This is a genomic window from Helicobacteraceae bacterium, assembly GCA_031258155.1.
Classification (GTDB): Bacteria; Campylobacterota; Campylobacteria; order Campylobacterales; family SZUA-545; genus JAIRNH01.
In genome coordinates this window covers 1-20,741 of sequence record JAIRNH010000031.1, presented here as the reverse complement: position 1 = coordinate 20,741, position 20,741 = coordinate 1, and the positions used below count along the sequence as shown (strand labels likewise).

At 51.3% G+C, this 20,741-nt stretch carries 24 protein-coding genes and 2 tRNA genes; 10 read left to right on the top strand and 16 right to left on the bottom strand.

Annotation, left to right across the window (positions count from 1 at the left end):
* Nucleotides 1-18 precede the first annotated feature (18 nt).
* Together LBF86_04470 and LBF86_04465 are read right to left on the bottom strand one after the other, a co-directional pair.
* Nucleotides 19-693, bottom strand: coding sequence for a hypothetical protein (locus LBF86_04470; protein ID MDR0664759.1), 675 nt, complete (start codon nucleotides 691-693; stop codon nucleotides 19-21).
* Nucleotides 693-1,367 carry a hypothetical protein gene (locus LBF86_04465; protein ID MDR0664758.1) on the bottom strand — a complete coding sequence of 225 codons (675 nt, stop codon included), beginning with the start codon at nucleotides 1,365-1,367 and terminating at the stop codon, nucleotides 693-695. The genes LBF86_04470 and LBF86_04465 overlap by 1 nt, the downstream gene beginning before the upstream one ends.
* 356 nt (nucleotides 1,368-1,723) lie before the next feature.
* Between LBF86_04465 and LBF86_04460 the strand changes: the two genes are divergently transcribed.
* From LBF86_04460 to LBF86_04450, 3 genes are all read left to right on the top strand, one after another.
* Nucleotides 1,724-2,233, top strand: coding sequence for a sel1 repeat family protein (locus tag LBF86_04460; protein MDR0664757.1), 510 nt, complete (start codon nucleotides 1,724-1,726; stop codon nucleotides 2,231-2,233).
* A 219-nt stretch (nucleotides 2,234-2,452) separates the two neighbouring features.
* Nucleotides 2,453-3,343, top strand: coding sequence for a patatin-like phospholipase family protein (locus LBF86_04455; GenBank protein ID MDR0664756.1), 891 nt, complete (start codon nucleotides 2,453-2,455; stop codon nucleotides 3,341-3,343).
* Nucleotides 3,344-3,416: 73 nt separating this feature from the next.
* Complete coding sequence (locus LBF86_04450) at nucleotides 3,417-3,749, top strand: multidrug efflux SMR transporter (GenBank protein ID MDR0664755.1); 333 nt, start codon at nucleotides 3,417-3,419, stop codon at nucleotides 3,747-3,749.
* 98 nt (nucleotides 3,750-3,847) lie between these two features.
* Here the strand turns inward: LBF86_04450 and LBF86_04445 are convergent, their stop codons facing one another.
* On the bottom strand, nucleotides 3,848-4,030 hold the full coding sequence (locus LBF86_04445) for a hypothetical protein (GenBank protein ID MDR0664754.1): 183 nt from the start codon (nucleotides 4,028-4,030) through the stop codon (nucleotides 3,848-3,850).
* A 198-nt stretch (nucleotides 4,031-4,228) separates the two neighbouring features.
* Between LBF86_04445 and LBF86_04440 the strand changes: the two genes are divergently transcribed.
* From LBF86_04440 to LBF86_04430, 3 genes are all read left to right on the top strand, one after another.
* A tRNA-Asn gene (locus tag LBF86_04440) sits at nucleotides 4,229-4,303 on the top strand.
* 123 nt (nucleotides 4,304-4,426) lie between these two features.
* Entirely contained in the window at nucleotides 4,427-5,530 is a 1,104-nt protein-coding gene (locus LBF86_04435; GenBank protein ID MDR0664753.1) for an aminotransferase class V-fold PLP-dependent enzyme, read from the top strand.
* A complete protein-coding gene (locus tag LBF86_04430) occupies nucleotides 5,527-6,342 on the top strand; it encodes an ATP phosphoribosyltransferase regulatory subunit (GenBank protein MDR0664752.1) in 816 nt (271 codons plus the stop codon). Before LBF86_04435 ends, LBF86_04430 begins: the two co-directional genes overlap by 4 nt.
* 245 nt (nucleotides 6,343-6,587) lie before the next feature.
* On the opposite strand, the gene LBF86_04425 is transcribed toward LBF86_04430, so the two are convergent.
* The gene (locus LBF86_04425) at nucleotides 6,588-7,745 is read right to left on the bottom strand and encodes a murein transglycosylase A (protein ID MDR0664751.1); all 1,158 of its coding nucleotides are present in this window, start codon (nucleotides 7,743-7,745) and stop codon (nucleotides 6,588-6,590) included.
* 56 nt (nucleotides 7,746-7,801) lie between these two features.
* Here LBF86_04425 and LBF86_04420 point away from each other — a divergent pair, with 56 nt between their 5' ends.
* The 3 genes from LBF86_04420 to LBF86_04410 all read left to right on the top strand — a co-directional run bounded on the left by LBF86_04420 (nucleotide 7,802) and on the right by LBF86_04410 (nucleotide 10,093).
* Entirely contained in the window at nucleotides 7,802-9,274 is a 1,473-nt protein-coding gene (locus LBF86_04420; GenBank protein MDR0664750.1) for a flagellin B, read from the top strand.
* Between the two features lie 26 nt (nucleotides 9,275-9,300).
* Entirely contained in the window at nucleotides 9,301-9,690 is a 390-nt protein-coding gene (gene fliW / locus LBF86_04415) for a flagellar assembly protein FliW (protein MDR0664749.1), read from the top strand.
* 253 nt (nucleotides 9,691-9,943) lie between these two features.
* Nucleotides 9,944-10,093 (top strand): hypothetical protein, encoded by a 150-nt coding sequence (locus tag LBF86_04410; protein MDR0664748.1) that lies wholly within the window; start codon nucleotides 9,944-9,946, stop codon nucleotides 10,091-10,093.
* A gap of 43 nt (nucleotides 10,094-10,136) precedes the next feature.
* Here LBF86_04410 and LBF86_04405 read toward each other — a convergent pair whose 3' ends face one another.
* Together LBF86_04405 and LBF86_04400 are read right to left on the bottom strand one after the other, a co-directional pair.
* Nucleotides 10,137-11,246, bottom strand: coding sequence for a hypothetical protein (locus tag LBF86_04405; GenBank protein ID MDR0664747.1), 1,110 nt, complete (start codon nucleotides 11,244-11,246; stop codon nucleotides 10,137-10,139).
* Nucleotides 11,215-11,673, bottom strand: a complete 459-nt coding sequence (locus LBF86_04400; protein MDR0664746.1) for a GatB/YqeY domain-containing protein — start codon at nucleotides 11,671-11,673, stop codon at nucleotides 11,215-11,217. Before LBF86_04400 ends, LBF86_04405 begins: the two co-directional genes overlap by 32 nt.
* A 71-nt stretch (nucleotides 11,674-11,744) precedes the next feature.
* On the opposite strand from LBF86_04400, the gene flgH reads away from it, so the two are divergent.
* Nucleotides 11,745-12,449 (top strand): flagellar basal body L-ring protein FlgH, encoded by a 705-nt coding sequence (flgH, locus tag LBF86_04395; GenBank protein MDR0664745.1) that lies wholly within the window; start codon nucleotides 11,745-11,747, stop codon nucleotides 12,447-12,449.
* 27 nt (nucleotides 12,450-12,476) lie between these two features.
* On the opposite strand, the gene bioV is transcribed toward flgH, so the two are convergent.
* The 10 genes from bioV to LBF86_04345 form a co-directional block, all read right to left on the bottom strand.
* Nucleotides 12,477-12,989: a pimelyl-ACP methyl ester esterase BioV gene (gene bioV, locus LBF86_04390; GenBank protein ID MDR0664744.1), complete on the bottom strand. Its 513-nt coding sequence runs from the start codon at nucleotides 12,987-12,989 to the stop codon at nucleotides 12,477-12,479.
* Nucleotides 12,976-14,376, bottom strand: coding sequence for an AAA family ATPase (locus tag LBF86_04385; GenBank protein ID MDR0664743.1), 1,401 nt, complete (start codon nucleotides 14,374-14,376; stop codon nucleotides 12,976-12,978). Before LBF86_04385 ends, bioV begins: the two co-directional genes overlap by 14 nt.
* 74 nt (nucleotides 14,377-14,450) lie before the next feature.
* Nucleotides 14,451-15,626 (bottom strand): MBL fold metallo-hydrolase, encoded by a 1,176-nt coding sequence (locus LBF86_04380; GenBank protein ID MDR0664742.1) that lies wholly within the window; start codon nucleotides 15,624-15,626, stop codon nucleotides 14,451-14,453.
* A 221-nt stretch (nucleotides 15,627-15,847) separates the two neighbouring features.
* A tRNA-Leu gene (locus LBF86_04375) sits at nucleotides 15,848-15,932 on the bottom strand.
* A 120-nt stretch (nucleotides 15,933-16,052) separates the two neighbouring features.
* Nucleotides 16,053-16,409, bottom strand: coding sequence for a F0F1 ATP synthase subunit C (locus LBF86_04370; protein ID MDR0664741.1), 357 nt, complete (start codon nucleotides 16,407-16,409; stop codon nucleotides 16,053-16,055).
* 87 nt (nucleotides 16,410-16,496) lie between these two features.
* Nucleotides 16,497-17,834: an RNA polymerase factor sigma-54 gene (locus LBF86_04365; protein MDR0664740.1), complete on the bottom strand. Its 1,338-nt coding sequence runs from the start codon at nucleotides 17,832-17,834 to the stop codon at nucleotides 16,497-16,499.
* Nucleotides 17,831-18,568, bottom strand: coding sequence for an LPS export ABC transporter ATP-binding protein (gene lptB, locus LBF86_04360; GenBank protein MDR0664739.1), 738 nt, complete (start codon nucleotides 18,566-18,568; stop codon nucleotides 17,831-17,833). Before lptB ends, LBF86_04365 begins: the two co-directional genes overlap by 4 nt.
* Nucleotides 18,561-18,971, bottom strand: coding sequence for a tRNA (adenosine(37)-N6)-threonylcarbamoyltransferase complex ATPase subunit type 1 TsaE (gene tsaE, locus LBF86_04355; GenBank protein ID MDR0664738.1), 411 nt, complete (start codon nucleotides 18,969-18,971; stop codon nucleotides 18,561-18,563). Before tsaE ends, lptB begins: the two co-directional genes overlap by 8 nt.
* A complete protein-coding gene (trpD, locus tag LBF86_04350; protein MDR0664737.1) occupies nucleotides 18,968-19,951 on the bottom strand; it encodes an anthranilate phosphoribosyltransferase in 984 nt (327 codons plus the stop codon). The genes tsaE and trpD overlap by 4 nt, the downstream gene beginning before the upstream one ends.
* On the bottom strand, nucleotides 19,948-20,196 hold the full coding sequence (locus LBF86_04345; GenBank protein MDR0664736.1) for an RNA-binding S4 domain-containing protein: 249 nt from the start codon (nucleotides 20,194-20,196) through the stop codon (nucleotides 19,948-19,950). The genes trpD and LBF86_04345 overlap by 4 nt, the downstream gene beginning before the upstream one ends.
* Nucleotides 20,197-20,741: the final 545 nt, after the last annotated feature.

Below are 20,741 nucleotides of genomic sequence, written 5' to 3'. Positions count from 1 at the left end.
GGTTCAACCAAAACTCGGCTAACGCTCGTCTTTTCGCGCTCTTATTTTTTCAAGCTCCGCCTCTATTAACGCGCGTCGTTCGGGCGTTTCGGTCTGCTCAAGCAGATCGATCAGATCGGCTTCGATCATCTCCAGACTGCTCTCTTTGGAACGGACGTAAGCGACCAAATCTCTCACAAACTCGTCGTCGATCGCTATCATTCCGACGCGTTTGGACTTTTCTGGCAAAACCTCTATGCGATTAGCAAGCTCTTCTAACCGCTCGGAGCTAAAAGGAACGTCGTAATTAACGCGAATTAGCGCCTCGTTCATCAGCAGATCGAAACGATCGGGATTTAGACTTTCGCTAAACTCCAAAAGCTCCACCCCCGTCAGCGGTTTTTTTGGGATCGAGGCAAGATAGGTCGCGGCGTAGCGAACGGGTTGCGTATAATGAGGGTCTAGTATGACGTGCGCGCGAAAGACGGAGGACATTACGCCAATATCTACGGCGTCGCCGTGCCGTATTTCGTCAACGTAGCGGCTTTTTAACCAAACAAAATCGCCCACAACCGTATGCGCGTAGCCGCTCATGGCGCGAAGCAGATACGGTTGCATCATCAGCAGCCGCCCCTCCGACTTTTCCAATACGGGACGCGGCGAATAAAAAGCGATCAGAAACGCGCATAAGGCGAGCGGGATAAAAAAACGCATCAGATCGCCTGTCGATTAAACCGCCAAACGGCGAGAGCGAACAATGCGCCGCTAAGAAAGACAAAATACAGCGGCGGCAAAAGCCAAAACGCGAAGGCGGAGTTCAATATGTCCGAGACCGCTTCGCCTTGATGATCGAAAAACGAAAAGTTCGGAAAGATCACGTAGAGCGTTTCGCTTAACGCTTTCAGCGCCGCGCCGCTATCGTTTTGCATTTTAGCGTATAGATAAAGCTCGTCCAGCCCGTTGCCCAGCGCCAGAAACGCCGTCGAAAACAAAATTGCCGAAACGGGAGCCACAAAGCGACTAAACGTCAAAACCATAAAACCGCTAAGCAACGCCGAAAGCGAATAGAGCAGACCTTGCCACACCACGAGCGGCGAAGCCGCTATCGCGTTGAGCGCCGCCACTAAAACGACAATCGGCAAAAACGCGGCGCAAAGCGCTAAAAACTTGCTTCTTTCATACGCCGATCGCTTTAACGAAGCGGAGAGCGGAAGCCGCGCCAAGAACAGTAGCTCCTCGTCTTTGCATAACTCATACGCCCAAAGCAGCGTCAGAGCGTGTAGCCATAACGCTTCAAAGATCAAAAGCAGATCCCAAAACAACTTGTTCTCCACGCCGATATTAGCGTCGGATAGGATAAACGCCGCCCCCAGCGATAGCGCGAGCATAAACAAAACGCCTTTCACTAGTCCGGATCGCCAAAGCGATACGGCGAAAAAATAAAAAAGTTTGCTTTTCATAGCGAAAATTATAGTTCGCGCGCGCTTGCGCGTCCGTTTTGACGAATATCTATGGTTTTAATCGTTTTTGGCTTTTATAAGCCGTCGCGCGCCGAAATCGGCGGTTTGCGCGGCGGTATGGGCGCTTGAAATTGGCAAGCGCATAGCTCTCTCGTTATAATTTTATTCATATCATTATCGCATAGACGAAAATCTTAAAAAGAAATAAAATACAGTATAACATGCCAATTTAAAAGGGAGTTTCATAAAAAATACTGCTCTTATTAAGCTTTTTACTGTCCGCTATGTTTGCCGATGATTTTAAAGATTTTAAACAAGCCTGCGACAGCGGAGACGCCAAAAGTTGTCTTAGTCTTGGAGTTTTATATTATTTTGGCGCAGGCGTAAAACAGGATTATGTCAAAGCAACCGAACTCTATAAAAAAGCCCGCGACGGGGGAGACGCTTCGGGTTGTTCCGATCTTGGCATTTCATACGAGCATGGCGAAGGCGTAAAGCAGGATTATGTCAAAGCAGCCGAACTCTATAAAAAAGCCTGCGACATGGGACATGCCTACAGTTGTACATATCTTGGCGATTTGTATGTTGGCGGCTACGACGCAGAGCAGGATTTCAAAAAAGCAAAAGAGTATTATAAAAAAGCCTGCGACATGGGACATGCCCTCAGTTGTATATATTTTGGCGATTTGTATGCCGAAGGCAAAGGCACAAAGCAGGATTTCAAAAAAGCAAAAGAGTATTATAAAAAAACCTGCGATTTAAAAGAACAAGATGGCTGCGATTTGTATCAATAACTCAGTGAACAAGGGTATTAAGATAAAGCCTAAAAAATATGATTGGAAATAAACGCCAATTAAAAAAGGATTTTTATGAAAAAGATACTGTTTTTATTAAGTTTTTTGCTGTCCGCTGTATTTGCAGACGATTTTGAAGATCGTAAAAAGCCCGCGACAGGGAGTTGCTTCGGGTTGTTATAATTTTGGCGTTTTATATGATAATTTGGAAGGAACTCTATGGGGCGATTGATTTCGCTAGTTTTAGGCAGCGGCGGAGCGCGGGGATACGCGCATATCGGCGCGATTACGGCGTTAAACGAGCGCGGCTACAAGATCAAATCCATTAGCGGCTGCTCTATAGGCGCGCTAGTGGGCGGCATTTACGCGGCGGGCAATTTAGAGGACTTTAAGCGCTGGGCGATCTCTCTGGATTGGTTAGGCGCGCTAAAGCTGGTCGATCCTTCGCTATTGGCGACCGGCGGCGCGATCAAAGGCGAAAAGGTTTTTGAGAAGATAACGCCGTTTTTTGGCGACAAACGCATCGAGGATCTGCCGATCGGCTTTACCGCCGTCGCCACCGATCTAGACGGCAAAAAAGAGTTTTGGTTTCAAAGCGGCGATCTAAAAACCGCCATTCGAGCCAGCGTCGCGATTCCGACCGTCTTTACTCCAGTCTATTATAACTCGCGCGTATTGGTTGACGGCGCGGTTCTAAATCCCTTGCCGATCGCGCCGACAATGAGCGATCGCACCGATCTGATCGTCGCCGTTAATCTTTGCGCCAGCTACGCTACGCCGTTTAAAACGACGGCAAACGACGCGCGCGAACGAAAAAATACGCTTTTAGCGCGGCTTGAAAGGTGGCTCAACAAGCTCGGCTTGTGGAATTTACAGGCGCAGGAGAATGTTACGCAGCTCGATATATTTCAGCGCGTGATCGAGGTTATGCAAGACTCTATGACGTTTTACAAAATCGCCGGCTACCTGCCGGATATTTTGGTTGACGTACCGATTGACAGCTGTAAAACATATGACTTTCATAAAGCCAAAGAGATGATAAAATTAGGCTACGATCTGACGCAAAGGGCGATCGACAAATACGAGGCGCGAACGCCGCCGGCGCGCTAGGCTTATTTGATCGCGAAAACAAACGGATCGGAGAGCGGGCGGCGGGTAACGCGCTAATTCTCGCGGAGGAAAGATGAAAAGCTATCTGTTTTTGGCGCTGGCAATCGCGTTTGAGCTTATTGGGACTACCGCCTTGGCAAGCTCCAAGCAGTTTACGAAAATAACCCCGATCGTCGTTATGGTCGTCGCCTATATAGCGAGTTTTTATTGTTTAAGTTTGTCGATCAGAACTATTCCAATAGGTATCGCCTACGCTATCTGGTCGGGAGTCGGAACGGCTTTGATCGCGCTTGTCGGCGCTCTGGCTTTTAAACAAGCTCCCGACGCGCCCGCGCTTATCGGAATCGCTTTGATTTTGGCGGGGACGGCGACGATCAACCTGTTTTCAAAGACCGCCGCGCATTAAGCGCCGCGTAAAGCCTCGCGTTTTTTTTGAGCGCGTAGGCGGCGGATTTTTCGCCGCGAGCCTTAAAACGCTTTATACCAAGCGTTTTTTGATCGCGTTTAAATTTTGCGGCGAAAAATGAATTGCGCGATGTCGTCTCGCAACGGGTGGTTTAACAGTATCCGTTTGAGTTTCTTGATAGCCTGCGCCTCGATTTGTTTGACCTGCTCTTTGGTAACCCCTAACGCTTTAGCGATCTCGTCTCTCGTCATACCGTCGCTAAAGCTCCTGCGTTCGTTCATTGCTTTTTAAAACCTCTCGAACCATAATCTCTAAACATTATAGCAAGATTTTCCATAAGCAATAATTGTTATCAACATATACTAAGGTTAATTTAAGTTTTGCGGCTTTTGATCGGCTTTTACCTCTTTCGCGCCGCGCTCGGCTCCGAGTTATTGATATTTAATGTTACAGCGTGTATTATTTCGCGCTTGAAACATTCCGGATTAGCTCAGCGGTAGAGTAGGCGACTGTTAATCGCTTGGTCGCTGGTTCGAATCCAGCATCCGGAGCCACTTCGCAAAAACCTAGCCTTATAAATCCGTTTCGCAAACGCCCGCAATCTATCGCTTCGCCCTTTTCGTTGTTATATGTTGGCGGCGGAGTATAATTGCGATATTTTTTATCAAGGATATTCGATGTTGTTGATGACGCCCGGACCTACTCCGTCGCCGGAGTTTATTCGCCTAGCGATGGCAAGAGAGAGCGTTCACCACAGAACGCCGGAGTTTGAGGCGATCTTCGCGCGGGTCAGAAACCGTCTTAAAGCGTTTATGGGCGCTAACGAGGTAGTTTTGCTCGCAAGCACCGGTAGCGGCGCGATGGAGGCGGCGCTTACGCACTTTTGCGCCAAACGCGCGCTTACGATTAATGCCGGAAAATTTGGCGAGCGTTGGACTAAGATCGCCAAGGCGTTTGGCAAAGACCCGTTGGAGCTTAAATACGAATGGAATACGCCCGCTTCAGTCGCAGACGTTGAAAACGCGCTGAGAAACAACCCTGAGATTGACGCGCTATTTATTCAGGTATGCGAAAGCGCGGGCGGGTTGCGCCACCCCGTAGAGGCGATCGCGTCGAAGGTAAAGTCGGTTAGACCGGATATATTTATCGTAGCGGACGGCATTACCGCCGTAGGCGTTGAGAAGCTCGACGTTTCAAATATCGACGCGCTGATCGCGGGAAGTCAAAAGGCGTTTATGCTGCCGCCGGGGTTAGCCGCGATCGGGCTATCCAAAAAGGCGACGGAACATGTCGAGCGCGGCGGCGCGGGATTTTACTTTAACCTTGCGACGGAGCTTAAAAATCAACGCAAAAATACCACCGCTTGGACGGCGACGACCACGATTATTCAAGGACTTGACGCGTTTTTCGCAAAGCTCGATCAGATCGGCGAAGATAGGTTTTACGCCGATACGTTAAAAAGGCACGAGGCGGGAGAAGCGGCGCTAAAGGCTATAGGGGCGCAAATTTACCCGCGCGTTTCCGCGCCTAGCATGTTGAGCGTTTTTCATCCGCAGGCGGCGATCTTGCGCAAATGGATGAAAAAAGAGGCGTTTGTCAACGTCGCCGGCGGGCAGGACGATCTTAAAGACGCGCTGATTCGCGTTAATAATATGGGATTTGTTTCGCCAAACGAGATCGCGTGGAGCTTGAACGCGCTGGAGATCGCGATGGATAAGGCGAATGCGCGCAAATATGACGGCGCGGCGAATCGAGCCTTTACGGAAAACTACTACAGATGATCGGCGAATACGAGATTCCAAAGGGGAGCAAGCTGTTTTTTGGCGCGACGGCGCGAAAGAAACGCGAGATCGAGAGCCAAGCGGCGGCGCTTTTGACAAAAAGAGGCTACGAGGAGATCGCCACGCCGCTCTTTTCGTATCATCAATCGCCCTCCGCCGAAACGATTCGGTTTGGCGACGAGAACAACGAACCCGTTTTTTTGCGATCGGACTCTTCGCTGGAGGCGGTTCGGCTCATACTAAAGCGGCTTGGGCGCGCTACGGATCATCGCAAATGGTTCTATATTCAGCCCGTTTTTCGCTATCCGACGACGGAGATTCATCAAATCGGCGCGGAGGCGATTGGCGAAAACGATCTGCGATCGGCTATAACGCTCTGCAACGAGATTCTTATCGCCGCCGGCGTTTCGGGCGCGACGCTTCAGATCGGATCGATCGCGCTGCTAAACGTCGTCAGACGGCTATTAAATATCGATCGCGACGTTTTGGTTCGCCACGAGCTGCATAAGTTGCTTGAAAGAGAGGAAAAATGGCTGAAGCCGCTCGCCGAACTGTGTTATCCTAAAACGTTAAACGAGACTTTGGCGCTCGTCCCAAACGAATTGAAGCCGCATTTAGCCGCTATGGGCGATCTTGCCGCCGGATACGCCAACGTCGCGCTCTCGCCGTTTTATTACGCGGATACGAGCTACTACGACGATCTCTATTTTCGTTTTTTGTTAAACGGAAAGCGGATTGCTATGGGCGGCGGCTATGAGAGCGGCGAGGGCAGAGCGCAAGGCTTCGCGATCTATACGGAAAGCATTTTATAAGCGCCGCGCCCCTTGCCTCTCTTTTGGCGCGCGCGCCCCTTCTCGCTCCCGCCTCATTTCTCGTCATTCTCGCGCCCCCTGTCATTCCAGCCTCCTTCCAGTCATTCCCGCGTAGGCGGGAATCCATAACAACGATCATCAAAAGTATAGATACCCGTTTCGCGGGAACGACGGGAGAAGCGTAAAGGACGAGAGGGGCGAGAATGTTAAGGCGTTTGAGGTTTAGTTGGAGACGGGTTGGCGCGTTATTTTGGCAACAGAATCCACATTTCGCTTTGCATACGCATTTTTCCGGCGCGCTCTTCGGCTTCAAACCCTTCGCCCCAGAAAAAATCGGCGCGGGTCGCGCCCTTGATCGCGCCGCCCGTATCCTGCGCGACGCATAGGCGGCTTAGATCGCCGGAGGGATCGACCGCGCGGATAAATACGGGCGCTCCCAACGGAATAAACGACGGATCGACCGCAATCGATCGTTTCGGCGATAGCGGCGCTCCCTGCGCGCCAAACGCGCCGACGCTAACGTTGCCCTCTTCAAAAAATATGTAGCTTGGATTTTTATTCAAAACCTCGCGCATTCGTTTAGGATTCGCCTCGAGCCAAGCGCGAATGCTCTGCATAGACAGCGCGTCGCGCGCGATCTCGCCGTTTTCTATAAGATACAACCCGATCGGATAGTAGGCGCGTCCGTTTTGATCCGCGTAGCCAACTAGGCGCGTTTCGCCGCTTAAAAAACGAATCAGCCCCGATCCCTGTATATGCATAAAAAATAACCCGATCGGATCGTCAACCCAAAACAGCTCGTTTCCGGCTAACGGCGAAGCGTTCGAGTCGATAGCGGCGCGATCGTAGTAAGGCGTTACCATGCCGTCGCTTGTAAGCCGCGCGCGCGTCGGTTTGCGATTTACGCCAAACGCTTGCAGATCCACCACGACGAGATCGGATGGTTTTTTATATATTGGATAGGCAAACCGCGCGGTTTTGGTTTTGCTGCCGTTTAACAGCGGCAGATAGTAGCCCGTAACCAGCCCTTGCCTGCTCTTGCCGTCGGCGATCACTTCGTAAGGCTGAAAGTGCGTTTCAAAAAATAGGCGGGCGCTTACGCGATCGTCCGCGCCGGTCTCTTTAGCCTCCGCGCACGTTTTTGCCCAAATCGACGCGGCGGCGTTTATTTCGCAACTTTTTACAAACGCGATTAGCGCCTCGGCGTGATCGTCTTTTTTCCAACCGCCCAGCTCTTTCCATGATACGGGGCGATATACGGCGCTTTGGTTTTTTGCGCCGTCAAACGACTCGGCGATTAGCGGCGTAGTTTGCGCGTCGAAACTTGGCTTTAGCGAAGCGCAACCGCACAGTAATATAACAAGCGCCGCGATAGCCGACGACTTTTTCATGATTACCCTCATTTTGGAACGCCGCATGCTTTTATCTAGCGAACTATACCGAAAAAAAGGACGATAGCGTGAGCTTCATCATCAACACCAACATTAAAGCGATGAACTCCAACGTTAACCTCGCCGTAACCAACCGCGAGATAACTAAGTCGCTTGAAAAGCTTTCTTCAGGCTTAAGGATCAACAAAGCCTCCGACGACTCGTCCGGTATGGCGATCGCGGACAGTTTGCGATCTCAGGCAAACGCGCTCGCGCAGTCGATGCGAAACGCCAACGACGCGATCGGTATGATCGGCGTGGCGGACAAGGCTATGGACGAGCAGATTAAGGTGCTTGATACCATCAAAGCCAAAGCGGCGCAAGCGGCGCAAGACACGCAAAATTACGAGTCGCGCGCGGCGATCCAACGCGACGTTATCAGGCTAATAGAACAGCTTGACAATATCGCTTTTCAGACCTCCTACAACGGGCTAAAAATGCTCGCGGGCAGCTACACCAACAAAGCCTTCGAGGTCGGCGCCTATTCAAACGAGGTGATCGGCGTTTCCATCGGCGCGACAAGCTCCGATAAGATCGGCTCCGTGCGGCGCGAGACCACCAGCAATATCTCCGCTTCAGGCGTGGTCGCGTTAGAGTTTAAGGTCGGCGAAAAGACGATCAAACTTGAAAGCGTCGTTATCTCTTCGGGCGCGCAAACGGGCGTGGGAGTGCTTGCGGAAACGATCAACAAGAACACCGACGTTCTTTCGGGCATTCGCGCCTCGTTCATCACCCAATCGACGGGATCGGGCGAGATTCAAGCGGGCAACATTTCGGGGCTTACCATCAACGGGATTGTTATTGGCGACGTGATTGTCGATCAAGCCGATCGCGACGGCAATCTGGTAAACGCGATCAATAAATATACCACCGAGACGGGCGTAACGGCTAGCAGAGACTGGATGGGAAGGCTTAATCTCACCTCCGCCGACGGACGGGGGATCGAGCTTGGCGGGACGCATAGCGCCATTACGGGGCTGGACGACGATCATAAAAACTTCGGTCGTCTGCTACTAACCGATAAACGGGCGAACGATATTGTCGTAACGGATACGCTTAGCGCTATAAACGGCAATCTAAACGCCTACCAAGCCAACTACAACCTGCGTATGGTGCGCGGCATATTCGACAAAGACGATATTAACGCTGGCGGCGGCTTCGGGAATTTGACGCAATACAACGAAGCTGATTTTAACTTTGGCTCTGGCGTAACGACGCGAGAAGGCGCTATGATTGTGATGGATATAGCCGAAAGCGCGATCGCGCTGTTGGATCGCATTCGGTCGGATATTGGCGCGGCGCAGTTGCAGCTTGAGGTAACGCTAAACAATATCAGCGTTACGCAGGTGAACGTAAAGGCGGCGGAATCGGGTATCCGCGACGTGGATTTCGGCGCGGAAAGCTCCAATTTCAGCAAACAGAGCATTCTGGTTCAGTCGGGCAGTTACGCGCTTAGCCAAGCCAACGCGATACAACAAGCGGCGCTTAGACTCTTACAGTAACAAAACAATAAAACAAGGAGCGTAAAATGGTATTCACTTTAAAATCGCCGGTTCTCGGCTTTGAGCAAGTTAAGGAGGTTGATTTAAAAGAGAGCGACGAGCTTTTCGCGACAATTTCGGACACGGGCGGTCGCGGTTTTGTTTGGACGCTAATCAATCCCTATCATCTGCGCGAATATAGTTTCGATCTCTCTAGCGAGACGCAAGAAACGCTTGGGATCACCGAAAACAGCCAAGTGCTGGTGTATAACGTGCTGGCGCTTGGCGACGCTACGGAAGATTCCGAGATTAATTTTCTAGCGCCGATCGTTTTCAACAAAGACAAAGGCGTAGCGGCGCAGATCGTTTTAGACGGCAAAAAATATCCGTCGTTCGGCGTCTCTCAAAGGCTCTCCGAGTTTGTAACGGCGGCTTGATGAGCAAAGAACGAATTATAGCTTGGATCGCGGCGTTTGCCGCGATCGCCGTAATCGGATACTACTTTGCCTTCGTTTATGAAAAGGCGGATTATCAGCACCCGATGGTTCGCACGGGCGTTAGATAGCCGCTTATCGCTTCCTTGCGGAAAGTTCCGCGCGTCGTTTATCGGCGAATAATTTATTGTTAGGCGTTAAGATATTAACCGCGGCGCCGATAGCGTTTTACATAATCGCATAGCAAGGGCGCAATATGGAGATTCTAATCGCCGCTTCGATAACCGCCGCCGTGATCGCCGTCGTTTTGGCGCGCGGTTTTTTCGCTTTGGTTCGCAAGATAAAAGCGTTTTTCGCCGCTAAATCGATCAATAAAATTACGGTCAATTACTCGCTCTATCGGTAGTTCTCCTTCGCCTTTTTAAACGGATAGGCTAAAAAAGGAGCGATCACATGCGGGTTTTTCCTATATTTTTGATAAACGCTTCGCGCATCTTTCTAAGCGCGTCGTCAAACTCGTAAAGCCCTCGTTTTTCAAGCGCCTCCTCTTTTTTAATCGAAGCCGCGAGCGCGTCCTTGAGTTTTGGCAAATCCTCTAACATCATAGCCTTCTTGTTTGCAAGTTCTTTTGTCGTGTTGTTGATATTGCAGTTTTCAAAAAATACGGCGGCTCGTTTATATTCGCTCTTTTGAATATCGTTGCGTCCGGCGCGTCTGCCGCGATCCATCTGTTCGGCGAGCCAAGAAGCCGTCTCGCCGGCTGGCACGTATTGAAAAACGCGCTTCTGCTCCGTTCGCGAGCCGTCTTCGTTTACCACAATCTCTTTTAATTCGTCAAGCGTCATAGTTTGCACGCGCTCTAACGTTAGCGCTTGAGCCTCTTCGATCGCGTCGATATTTTTTTCAGCGCCTTCGATTTTTTTAAACAGCCGATTAATATTTTCTCTAACGGGTTTGATCTCTCGATTTTTGGTCAACCGCGCCTGTTTCAGCCGCATCCATATCTGATGGCTTTTGCTCGCGAGCGGCGCGCCGTCCGCGCCTATTAAAACGGGCGTGTAATGCCCCGCCCCGTCGATCGTCTCTTGGATAACCTTGTCGATCGCGTTCATATCCAAAGCCGCCAAAACGCGAGCGAAAAAAGTATCGGCTATCGCCTCCTTGAATAGCGGTTGATAAGCGATAAAATACTTCTTCGCTTGGTTTAGTATAAACGCCTGCTTCTTTTGATCGGAACTAACCTCTTTCGCGATTTCCGCGTCAAATCCCGCCTCTTTGCGTATTAAATAGTCAATCTCTTGATTCATATACTCTTTTAGCGCCAGCACATACCCCTCTATGCGAAACTGCGAGTAGCTTTTTAACTTCCTGAAATTAACCGTCGCCAGCGCTATGGGGCGCTCTATAACCTTTTTCGCGACCTTGCCCATAACCGCGCGCAGCTCCGAAGCGTCGCAAATCGCAAACAGCTCGTTTTCAAAAGTGCTTTGACTTAAAAAAAACGCCTCTACCGTAGCGCGCTGCTCGTTAAGATCGGAGGTCGCTTGCATCTTTATCAAGCAGCCGCTTCGCGGCTTGGCTGATCCGCTTGCCGTCGGCTTTAGAGCCGATCGCCGTTTTTGCCGCGCTCATAACGGCGCCGATCGTCTTTTGCTCCAAAGAGGCGATAACCGCTTTGAGTTCGGATTCGAGCTCCTCGTCGCTAAGCTGTTTTGGTAAATATTGTTCGATTATCGCGATCTCTTTTCGCTCTTTTTCCGCTAGATCGTCGCGTTTGCCGATCGTATATTGCTCTATCGCCTCGATCCGTCGTTTAACCTGTTTTTGTAGAATTTTTTCGGCGTCCGCGTCGCTCAAGCTCTTTCGCTCGTCGATCTCCGCCTGTTTTAACGCGCCGTTAACCTGCCTGAGCGTATCTCGTAAAAACTCGTTGCGCTCGCGCATAGCGGCTTTTACGTCCTCTCTTATCCTCTCTACTATTCCCATAACTAAACCGCCCGAATTTTGGAATCAAACTTGCTAACGCATAGTAATTGTAACTAATGGGGAGTAAAACGATGGCGCGCGAAACGATATTTTGTTTAATTGCGTTCGCGTTTGCGGGATGCGCGGACGCTCTCGATCCGCAAATAGATTTCAAAGCTCCCGAATACGTCCAACAAACGCCCTCTCGCGAAGACGAAGAGCTTAACAACCTTGGCAGTCTCTTTGGGCGCGGCGACAACCCGCTGTTTTCCGATCGCAAGGCAATGCGGGTCAACGATATAGTAACGGTGCTAATCAACGAAAGATCGCAAAGTAGCTCTAGCGCCAACCGTCAATTAAATCGTTCGCAAACGAGCGAATTTTCCCCCGGAGCGGTTACTTACGCCGGAACGTCGAACAACGGCAAAAAGGTTGCCAACCGCGTCAACGGCGTAATCGGTTTTGGCTTTAACAGCGAAAGCTCCGGCGAATTCAACGGCGGCGGAACGGCTACGCGAACGGAAAATTTCACTACGACGGTAAGCGCGCGCATAGTAAAAATTATGCAAAACGGCAACTATTTTATCGAGGGGCGGCGCGAGATTATGCTAGAGGACGAAAAACAAATTATTCAAATTAGCGGCGTTGTGCGTCCGGACGACATCATGCAAAACAATACGATCAACTCCTCCTATATCGCCGACGCGAAAATTTCTTATCGCACGGAAGGAGATATTCAGCGAAACGCTAAGCAGGGCTGGGGGACAAGATTGCTAAACGCTATTTCGCCGTTTTAGCGCCGAAAATCGCGCGGGGAGCGGCGGTTACTCCTCGATCTGCAAAAGGTGATTAGCGTTTTTTATATAGACTATCCGCGCGTTTGTTTTTGAGAAAAAATCGAGGGCTTTGTCGGCGTTAATAATATTATCCTTGCCGCCTAAATATACGCTGATCGATAAATTTTTCAGACGTTCAAACATGTCCAGGCGCCATTTATAATTAAGCGACAAACTTAGATCGCCTTCTTGCGGATCGCGATTAGCGTATCGCCCATCGAACATGCCGCAATTTGCGTAAAAATTCCGCATATACGCCGCGCTGTCGCGAGCGTAGCTTATAAGCTGCAAACGGACGAATCGATCGTCTTTATCCTGAAAATACGCCGGAGAGAACAGCGCCAATCTATCGATTCGCGACGAGGTTTCAAGCGCGTATTGGCAAGCTCTGATCGCGCCTAAGCTAAATCCCGCGACAGAACGCGGCGAATCGCAAATCGGCAAACGGCTTGCGAACAGCGCCGCTTCGCCGACGAAGCCAAACCCGCTAAAGAACCTCAAACGAGACGCTCTCTTTTTCCAACAGCAGCTTGGCTATACGCTCGATCGCCTCGCCGTCTATATTGTCGCTCGCCGTCTCCATCGCCCGCTCGATCAACTGTTGCGCGCCGCCGAAACGATTGCTCGGATCGTATATCGCGATATACCGCTCGGCGATTTTTCGCGCGGCGGCGACGTCGCTTTCGCAGAAGCTCGCGCCTTTTTCGTCGGCGTATCGCCACCACGAGACACCGCCTAGCCGCGCGTATAAAAGCGCGGATAACTCCGTTTCAAGCGAAACGGATTCGTGGTCTTGAAGAAAATCGCCCGCCAATTTCGCCGCCTCAAACCTCAACCCAAAACGCTTTGCCGCGAACGCCTTAGCCGCTTGGTAACGCGCGCGTTTCTCGCGCATATTCTCCTCGAGCCACTCGCCGCTTTTTTTGAGGCTGATAACCTTCTCTTTTACCGCCTCTATATCGCTATGCTCGATCTTTTCCGCGTTTCGTTTTAGCGCGTATAGCGCCGCCTCGTTCGAGAGCGCGGCGAGCGCCGCGCCGCTGAAACCTACGGTTTTCTCCGCTAATTTGGCGAGATTGAGCGCGTGCGGTTTATCTTTGAACGCGATTTTTAGTATCTCTTTGCGATCGGCGGCGTTTGGCAGTCCGATCTCGATACGCCGATCAAATCTCCCCGGACGCAATAGCGCGCCGTCTAACAACTCGATGCGATTCGTCGCCGCCAAAACGACTACGCCGCTATGACTTTCAAAGCCGTCCATCTCGGTTAGCAGTTGATTCAGCGTGTTTTCCCGCTCGTCGCTTCTCGCGCCGCCGCGCGTTTTGCCGACCGCGTCGATCTCGTCGATAAAAATGATCGACGGCGCGCTCTTCCTAGCCGCCGCGAACAGCTCGGCGACTTTTTTTGGTCCTACTCCCACGTATAGGTGCGCGAAACTTGAACCCGAAGCGTAGAAAAACGAAACGCCCGCTTCGCCCGCAATCGCTCTCGCCATAAGCGTTTTGCCTACGCCCGGCGGTCCCGCTAGCAAAACGCCGCGCGGCAAAACGACGCCGAAACGCTTATATTTAGAGGGGTTTTTGAAATAATCCACAATTTCGTCTAACTCCTCGCGCACGGATTTTAACCCGGCTACCATATTAAAAGTAACGCTTGATCGCGTAGGGACAAAACTCGACTCGCTCTCCGCGCTTTTCGCCGCCGCGTTATATTTTGGCGGCTGCTTAACAAGACGGTTTTGCAAGAAAGCGACCGCCGCCGCTCCGCAAGCTATAAGCGTTACGAGCGGCGCGTACCACGGCTCGCTGACGGCAATACCAATAATCAACAATACTCCCGCCCCCGATAGCAAAGCGATTTGAAGGCTGTTTAACTTTCCAAACGTCATCGCAAACTCCGCGATTACCGCTCAAGCGGCATGAAATCCGCCTATTTTATCGAATTTTCACCCTCCGCTCGCCGCTAGTTTAGCCTTTCTGAAACGTCAAGTTTTATAAGCGGCGGACTACTCGATCGCCCCCGCCAGCGCGACGTATTTGTCTCGCCCAAGACGACCCTTTCGCCCATTCGCGGCGTAAGCAACGTCGCGCGCTCTTTATCCGCTAGATCGGCGATCATCTCGATCGACTCCTTCCACGGGTGCAACGCCAGATCGAAAACGCCCCAATGAACGGGAATAAAAGCGCTCGCGTTAATATCCTTATAAACCTGCATTACCTCGTCGGGAAACAGATGCGTTTTAGGCCACCCGGGATTCCAGCCGTCGATCTCTATAAACGCCAGATCAAAACCGCCGTATTTCGCGCCTATTTCGGCAAAATGCGCGCCGTAACCCGAATCGCCGCTGATAAAAACCTTGCTCTTTTCGCCAAGAAGCGCGTAACTAACCCAGAGCGTCTGTCCGCGCGATCCAAACGTTCGCCCAGAATAGTGGATCGTCTTATCCGCGCTAATAATCAAAGAGTCAATCTTCGCGCTTTCGTCCCAGCCGATTTCAACGATCTTGTCTTTTTCTACCCCCCAACTCGTCAGATGCGCCCTTGTTCCCAGCGGGACTATAAAGCGATCTATTTTTGCGTTCAAAGAGCGGATAGCGGCATATTCGAGATGATCGTAGTGATCGTGCGTAATTAGCGCTATATCGATCGGCGGAATCTCCTCCGCGCTCAAAGGCGGCGGCGTAAAACGGCGAACGGCGAGAGGGATCGGCGCGGCGTTTCCAAAAACGGGATCGACCAAAATCCGTTTGCCCTCGATCTCGATAATCAGCGACGAATGCCCTAGCCAATAGACGGCGAGCGTTTGGCTTGGCGCGCCGAAAACGGGCTTGATTTTTGGAATTTCGCCTTTGGGCGCGTTGGGGTTTGACAGCAAAAATCTCGCCCAGCCGCTAGAGCCGCCGCGAACGCGATCGGGATACGACGGGGTATCTTCGGGAGAGACGAACCGCCCGTTTTTGAAGTATGGCAGCGCCTCGTAACGCGCTAAATCCTCCTCGTTTGGAATATGTCCAACTTCGATATAGGCTCTAACGCCGATCGCGCATAGCGCGGCAAGCAAGAGCAAGACGATAATCGCCGCGATTTTAAGACCTTTTTTGACCGATTTTTTCATATCGCGAATAATAACCGACGACAACTTTCTTAATCGCGCGTTTTGCCGCGCTGATCGCTAAGACGCGAAGGGGATTTAACGACAAGTCGGTATCGCCGATCTTTTTGCAAAAACGGTTGAACATTGGTTACCGAAATAAGCGGCGCAAACCAACTCGAAAAATAGCGAAAACGGCTCGCCGCTTAAAGCGCGTAATCGATCGAAGCGGTTAGAAACTAATAAGGCAAAACGAATTTGGCTAGATATGGTGCGGTCGGCGAGACTCGAACTCGCATGGGTCGCCCCGCCACCCCCTCAAGATGGTGTGTCTACCAGTTTCACCACGACCGCTATAAAGGGCGCGATTATATTCGATACGCGCTTAATCTTGATTTTATAAGGCTTCGCCGAAAATTAAGGCAAAAACCGCCCGCCAAACGGCGAACGGTTTTCTCGTAGAGAAACGAGACGCTATTGGGCTGGAGCCGGAGGCGGCGTAAGCGCGGGGAAAAAGTCGATAAACGGATTGCCGTAAAGCGCGATCAACGCAAGAACAAGCGTATATATAACCTGCGCTTCGATCATCGCGAGCGCGATAAACATCGTGGTCATCAGCTTGCCGCCCATGCCCGGATTGCGCGCCGTGCCGGCGATCGTAGCCGCCGCGGCGTTGCCCATACCGATCGCGCCGCCAAGAGCCGCCAAGCCAAGACCGACGACGGCGGCTAAAATCGAGTAAGACGCGAAAGTTTCGCCCGCGTCGTTCCCTTCGACGACGGCAAACGCCGAACACGCCAAAGCGATAAACGCAAAAAGAACTTTTTTCATTGAAAACCTCCAAAATAACGCTTAATCTCCGTTCGGTTTGCGTATCCCTACAAGGCGACTAGCGACGTTATGCTACTTGAAAACGGCTTAACGCCGTTCGCTTATTAGATATAGACGCTTGCGTTCGCCGCTAGCGCCGACGTCAAGCTGCTCGCGGTATTTCGTGATGGTGCGCCTAACCATCTTTACGGAAAACTTTGCCTCTATCAGCCGCAACAGCTTCTGATCGCTTAGCGGTTTTTGTCGCGGCTCCTCTTTGATTAACTTAATTAGATAGTCTTTGATCGCGCGAGTTGACGTTTCGTTAGCGTCGTCGATCGCTATGCTAAAGAAGCTCTTTAGCGCGAAAACGCCGCGATCGCAAGCGAGATACTTGCCGCTTATAGCGCGGCTTATGGTGCTGCAATTGCGTCTTAGGTCTTCGGAAATATCGGCGAGCTTCATCGGCGCTATATCGGCGCCGCTTTTGAAAAAATCGTATTGGCGATCGACGATCATCAAACCGATTTTTTTAAGCGTTTTGCGCCGCATGCTCACGGCGTCGATTAGATCGCGCGCCTCTTTGAGCTTGGCGCGAACAAAATCATCTTTTTTCGCGTTCGCCGTCGTCTCGATCGTTAGCTTAGGGTAATAGGGATCGTTTAGTTCCACCTCTAGCTCGTCGCCGTTTTTGAACACAAAAATATCGGGGATAATCTGCGCGGAGTCCTCTAGAAACTCTATGGCGGGCGGATTTCTTAAACGCCTAAAAATCGCTATAGCCTCGCCAAAGCCCTCCTCTTTGCAAAAAGCGGATAGGTTATCGCGGTTATATATCAGCGTTTTGGTCAGTTGGTAGAGCTTCTCGTCTAGATCGTATTCGCGTAACTGCCAGACAAAACACTCGCCAATATCTTTAGCGCCCACGCCGGAAGGCATAAAATGCTCGAAGCGTCGGCGAACCTTCTCCGCAAACTCGGCTCGAACGCCGTTTTGCGCCGCTATCTGCTCTATATCGCCCTCAAAAAAACCTTCGTCGCCTATCGCGTTGATCAAAGCAAAGGCGACCGCTTTACTTTGAGGCGTTGGAAAAAGATGATCGGTGACCTGCTCAAAAAGCGCGTCGTAGAGCGATTTCTGATACAGCGTAGTCGCCTCGATCACGTCGGAGAGCGAATGTTTGCGCTCCTCTTTTTTGTAATAGTTATCGTCCATATCTAAAAAATCTTCGTCCTCGATTCTATCGCCGCTTTCGGGATCGTGTTCGTCGTAGGAAATCTCTTGATTGGGCGTTATTTGTAAAAACGGGTTGGCTTCGGCTTCGGTTCTAAGGCGAGATTCCAAGTCCGTTACGGAGCATTGCAGAAGCGGCAGCCAGTTCCTCATCGTCGCGCTCATACGATATTTGGCTTGAACGACGCCGCCGACCTGTCTGCGCAGACTCATAGCTTATAGTTTTCTCCTAAGTAGTGGCGAATTACCAACGGATCGCGTCCCACCGCGCTCGCTTCGCCGCCGGCTATAATCGCGCCGTCGTGAAGCACATAGGCTATATCGCATACGCCTAGCGTTTCGCGCACGTTGTGATCGGTGATCAAAACGCCGATGTTTTGCGAGCTTAAAAACCTGATCATTTTTTGAATATCCGCCACGGCGATCGGATCGACCCCCGCGAAAGGTTCGTCTAGCAAAATAAACTTTGGCTTAGCGACAAGCGCGCGGGCGATCTCGACGCGCCGCCTTTCGCCGCCGGAGAGATTCACGCCTTTTCTAGCGCGAATATGCTCGATATTAAACTGCTCCAAAAGCGCCTCGACGCGCTTTTTTTGCTCCGCTTTGTCCGCTCCGAAGGCAAACTCGGCGGCTAAATAAAGGTTGTCCTCGGCGCTAAGCTCTTTGAGTATGCTGCTCTCTTGGGGCAGGTATCCGATTCCTATGCGCGATCGCTCGTGCAAAGAGAGTTTAGATATTTCTTTGTCGTCTAGCCACACCTCGCCGCTTGTGGCGGGAACAAGCCCGCAGATCATATAAAAAGTGGTCGTTTTGCCCGCGCCGTTGGGTCCTAGCAGGCTAACGACTTGCGAGCTTTTCACCTCGATCGTTACGCCGCGCAACACTTCGGCGCTCTTGTAGCGTTTAGTTAGATTAACTCCTTTAAGCGCGTGCGTTAATTCACTCATCGCCGACGCTCACCAGCCGCAGATTGTCTTTAAGCTCGATATTGATTTTCACGTAGGCGATCGCGTTATTTTTCAGGTAATCCTCGATCTTTTTATCCGCCCACTCGATAAAGTTCCAGCCGCTATCTAGCGTCTCTTGCAACCCTCTCGCGAAAAACGCCTCGCTTCCTACGCGATAGAGATCGAAATGGCGCAGATTTGGCGCGTATTCGTGCATAACGCCAAAACTCGGAGAGGCGACGTCCGTCGTTTCAAGCGCCAGAGCGAATCGCCGAACAAACGTCGTTTTGCCCGCGCCCAGAACCCCGCTCAAAAGAACGACCGCCCCCTCTTTGCGGCGCGAAAGCAGATCGCGGCAGATCGGATCGAACGCTTCTGGAACGCTTACGGCTATTTGACTCATAGTTTGGAGCTTACCTCTATAATTTCGTCGAGTTTTTTTATCGCTTTGCCCGATTCGATCGTCTCTTTGGCTATCTCGATCCCCTCTTTTATATCCCGCGCCATTGAGATCACCTCCAAAGCGATCGCCGTGTTGAAATAGATAACGTCGCGCTGCGCCTCGCTCGCCGCGCCGCTAAAGACTTTGCGCGTAATCTGCGCGTTAAATTGCGCGTCGCCGCCGCGCAAAGCCTCTAAAGGCGCGTTAATCAGCCCGAAATGGCTTGGATCAAGCTCGTAGAGATGGATCGTCTCTCCTATCAGCCGCGCTACGCGAGATCGCCCCGAAAGCGTCAGCTCGTCCACGCCGCCGTCGCCGCATATAACCGCCGCCGATTTTGATCCCATCTTTTTCAGCGTTTCCGCTAAGATTGGCGCAAGCGCGCGATCATATACGCCGATACACTGCTTATTCACGCCCGCGGGGTTGGTAAGCGGTCCTAAGATGTTAAAGATCGTGCGGTGATCGAGGCTTTTTCTAATCGGCATAATATGCTTCAGCGCCGGGTGGTGATTTTGCGCGAACATAAAAGCGAATCCCGTCTCCTCCAGCATTTTGACCTGCTGCGCGGGTTTGAGGTTAAGCGAAACCCCCAAAGCCTCCAGCGCGTCGGCGCTGCCCGATTTGCTTGTGATCGAGCGGTTGCCGTGCTTTGCCACGTAGCCGCCCGCCGCGCATACGACGAGGCTCGAAGTGGTGGAGATGTTAAACGAGTAGCTCTTGTCGCCTCCCGTTCCCACCACGTCTATTAACTTTCCTTCCAGCGAAGGGTCTAAATCCAGCCTGATAGCGTGCGATTTCATCACTTCGGCTGCCGCCGCGATCTCGTCGGCGCTTTCGCCGCGCTCGAACAATTCGCGCAACATTATCTGCGCCTCCTCAAACGCCAGCTCGTTTCTAAAGAGCCGATCAAACTGTTTCTTGGTCTCCTGATAGGTCAAACGATTTCCTTAATGTAGTCTTTTTGCGCCGTTTTTGGGACGTTGCGCGTCGTCGGCAGAGCAAGCGTTTCGTAGCGTTTGCTATGAGTTAAAAACTTCAACTCTATTATGTCGCCAATCCTAACCTCGCGGCTTGGTTTAACCGCCGCGCCGTTAATCAAAACGGCGTTATGCGCTATCATATCCTGCGCGATCACGCGGCGCTTTGTCAGATTAACGGCGTTTAAGAACGAATCGATTCGCATTTCGCGCCTCCGTAAACGAGATTTTATCGCTAGTTGCTTTAACCTGATGGAGCGGTTTTTGCTTGCTTTATGAAACCGCCAAGTCAAAAATCCAGCTAAACTTACCCTTGACCGCGCTTTCGCGATACTCGTTTTTCCATCTGATCGGCCATCCGCAACGTTGCAATACGCTTAATACTTTCGCTTAGCCGCTTGCCGTAATAGTAGCGATAACGCTTTCTCGTCGCCGCGATGGTCTCTCTCTTAGCGCGTCGTATAGCTCTTGGCTGTCCATTATCGCTCTTTTTATTGGTTCGTTTAAAAACTTGCGTCCTTTGTAATAGCGCGTCGAAAGGGTACAATCTATAGTTGCGCTCGGAGGTTGCTAATCATCGGCGCTATACCAAACGCGCGAAAAATCCGCCTCCCTTACCTTTTAGCGCGATATGCGTAAATCGCCTATACTCGATCGATCCTTCGCTATTTGCTCTATCGTAGTTCGCGTTGTTATAGGCGATTAGCGAAGCGCCGCCGGTATTGGAAGCGATCGCTAGGTTGGCGTTAGC

Coding starts and splice junctions, on each gene's coding strand:
- LBF86_04345 (MDR0664736.1), bottom strand. CDS start 20,196: ATGCGAATCGATTCGTTCTTAAACGCCGTTAATCTGACAAAGCGCCGC.
- fliW (MDR0664749.1), top strand. CDS start 9,301: ATGGTATTCACTTTAAAATCGCCGGTTCTCGGCTTTGAGCAAGTTAAG.
- lptB (MDR0664739.1), bottom strand. CDS start 18,568: ATGAGTGAATTAACGCACGCGCTTAAAGGAGTTAATCTAACTAAACGC.
- LBF86_04460 (MDR0664757.1), top strand. CDS start 1,724: ATGTTTGCCGATGATTTTAAAGATTTTAAACAAGCCTGCGACAGCGGA.
- LBF86_04410 (MDR0664748.1), top strand. CDS start 9,944: ATGGAGATTCTAATCGCCGCTTCGATAACCGCCGCCGTGATCGCCGTC.
- flgH (MDR0664745.1), top strand. CDS start 11,745: ATGGCGCGCGAAACGATATTTTGTTTAATTGCGTTCGCGTTTGCGGGA.
- LBF86_04370 (MDR0664741.1), bottom strand. CDS start 16,409: ATGAAAAAAGTTCTTTTTGCGTTTATCGCTTTGGCGTGTTCGGCGTTT.
- LBF86_04365 (MDR0664740.1), bottom strand. CDS start 17,834: ATGAGTCTGCGCAGACAGGTCGGCGGCGTCGTTCAAGCCAAATATCGT.
- LBF86_04385 (MDR0664743.1), bottom strand. CDS start 14,376: ATGACGTTTGGAAAGTTAAACAGCCTTCAAATCGCTTTGCTATCGGGG.
- LBF86_04470 (MDR0664759.1), bottom strand. CDS start 693: ATGCGTTTTTTTATCCCGCTCGCCTTATGCGCGTTTCTGATCGCTTTT.
- LBF86_04425 (MDR0664751.1), bottom strand. CDS start 7,745: ATGAGGGTAATCATGAAAAAGTCGTCGGCTATCGCGGCGCTTGTTATA.
- LBF86_04435 (MDR0664753.1), top strand. CDS start 4,427: ATGTTGTTGATGACGCCCGGACCTACTCCGTCGCCGGAGTTTATTCGC.
- LBF86_04465 (MDR0664758.1), bottom strand. CDS start 1,367: ATGCTCGCGCTATCGCTGGGGGCGGCGTTTATCCTATCCGACGCTAAT.
- LBF86_04430 (MDR0664752.1), top strand. CDS start 5,527: ATGATCGGCGAATACGAGATTCCAAAGGGGAGCAAGCTGTTTTTTGGC.
- tsaE (MDR0664738.1), bottom strand. CDS start 18,971: ATGAGTCAAATAGCCGTAAGCGTTCCAGAAGCGTTCGATCCGATCTGC.
- LBF86_04450 (MDR0664755.1), top strand. CDS start 3,417: ATGAAAAGCTATCTGTTTTTGGCGCTGGCAATCGCGTTTGAGCTTATT.
- LBF86_04400 (MDR0664746.1), bottom strand. CDS start 11,673: ATGGGAATAGTAGAGAGGATAAGAGAGGACGTAAAAGCCGCTATGCGC.
- LBF86_04445 (MDR0664754.1), bottom strand. CDS start 4,030: ATGAACGAACGCAGGAGCTTTAGCGACGGTATGACGAGAGACGAGATC.
- LBF86_04455 (MDR0664756.1), top strand. CDS start 2,453: ATGGGGCGATTGATTTCGCTAGTTTTAGGCAGCGGCGGAGCGCGGGGA.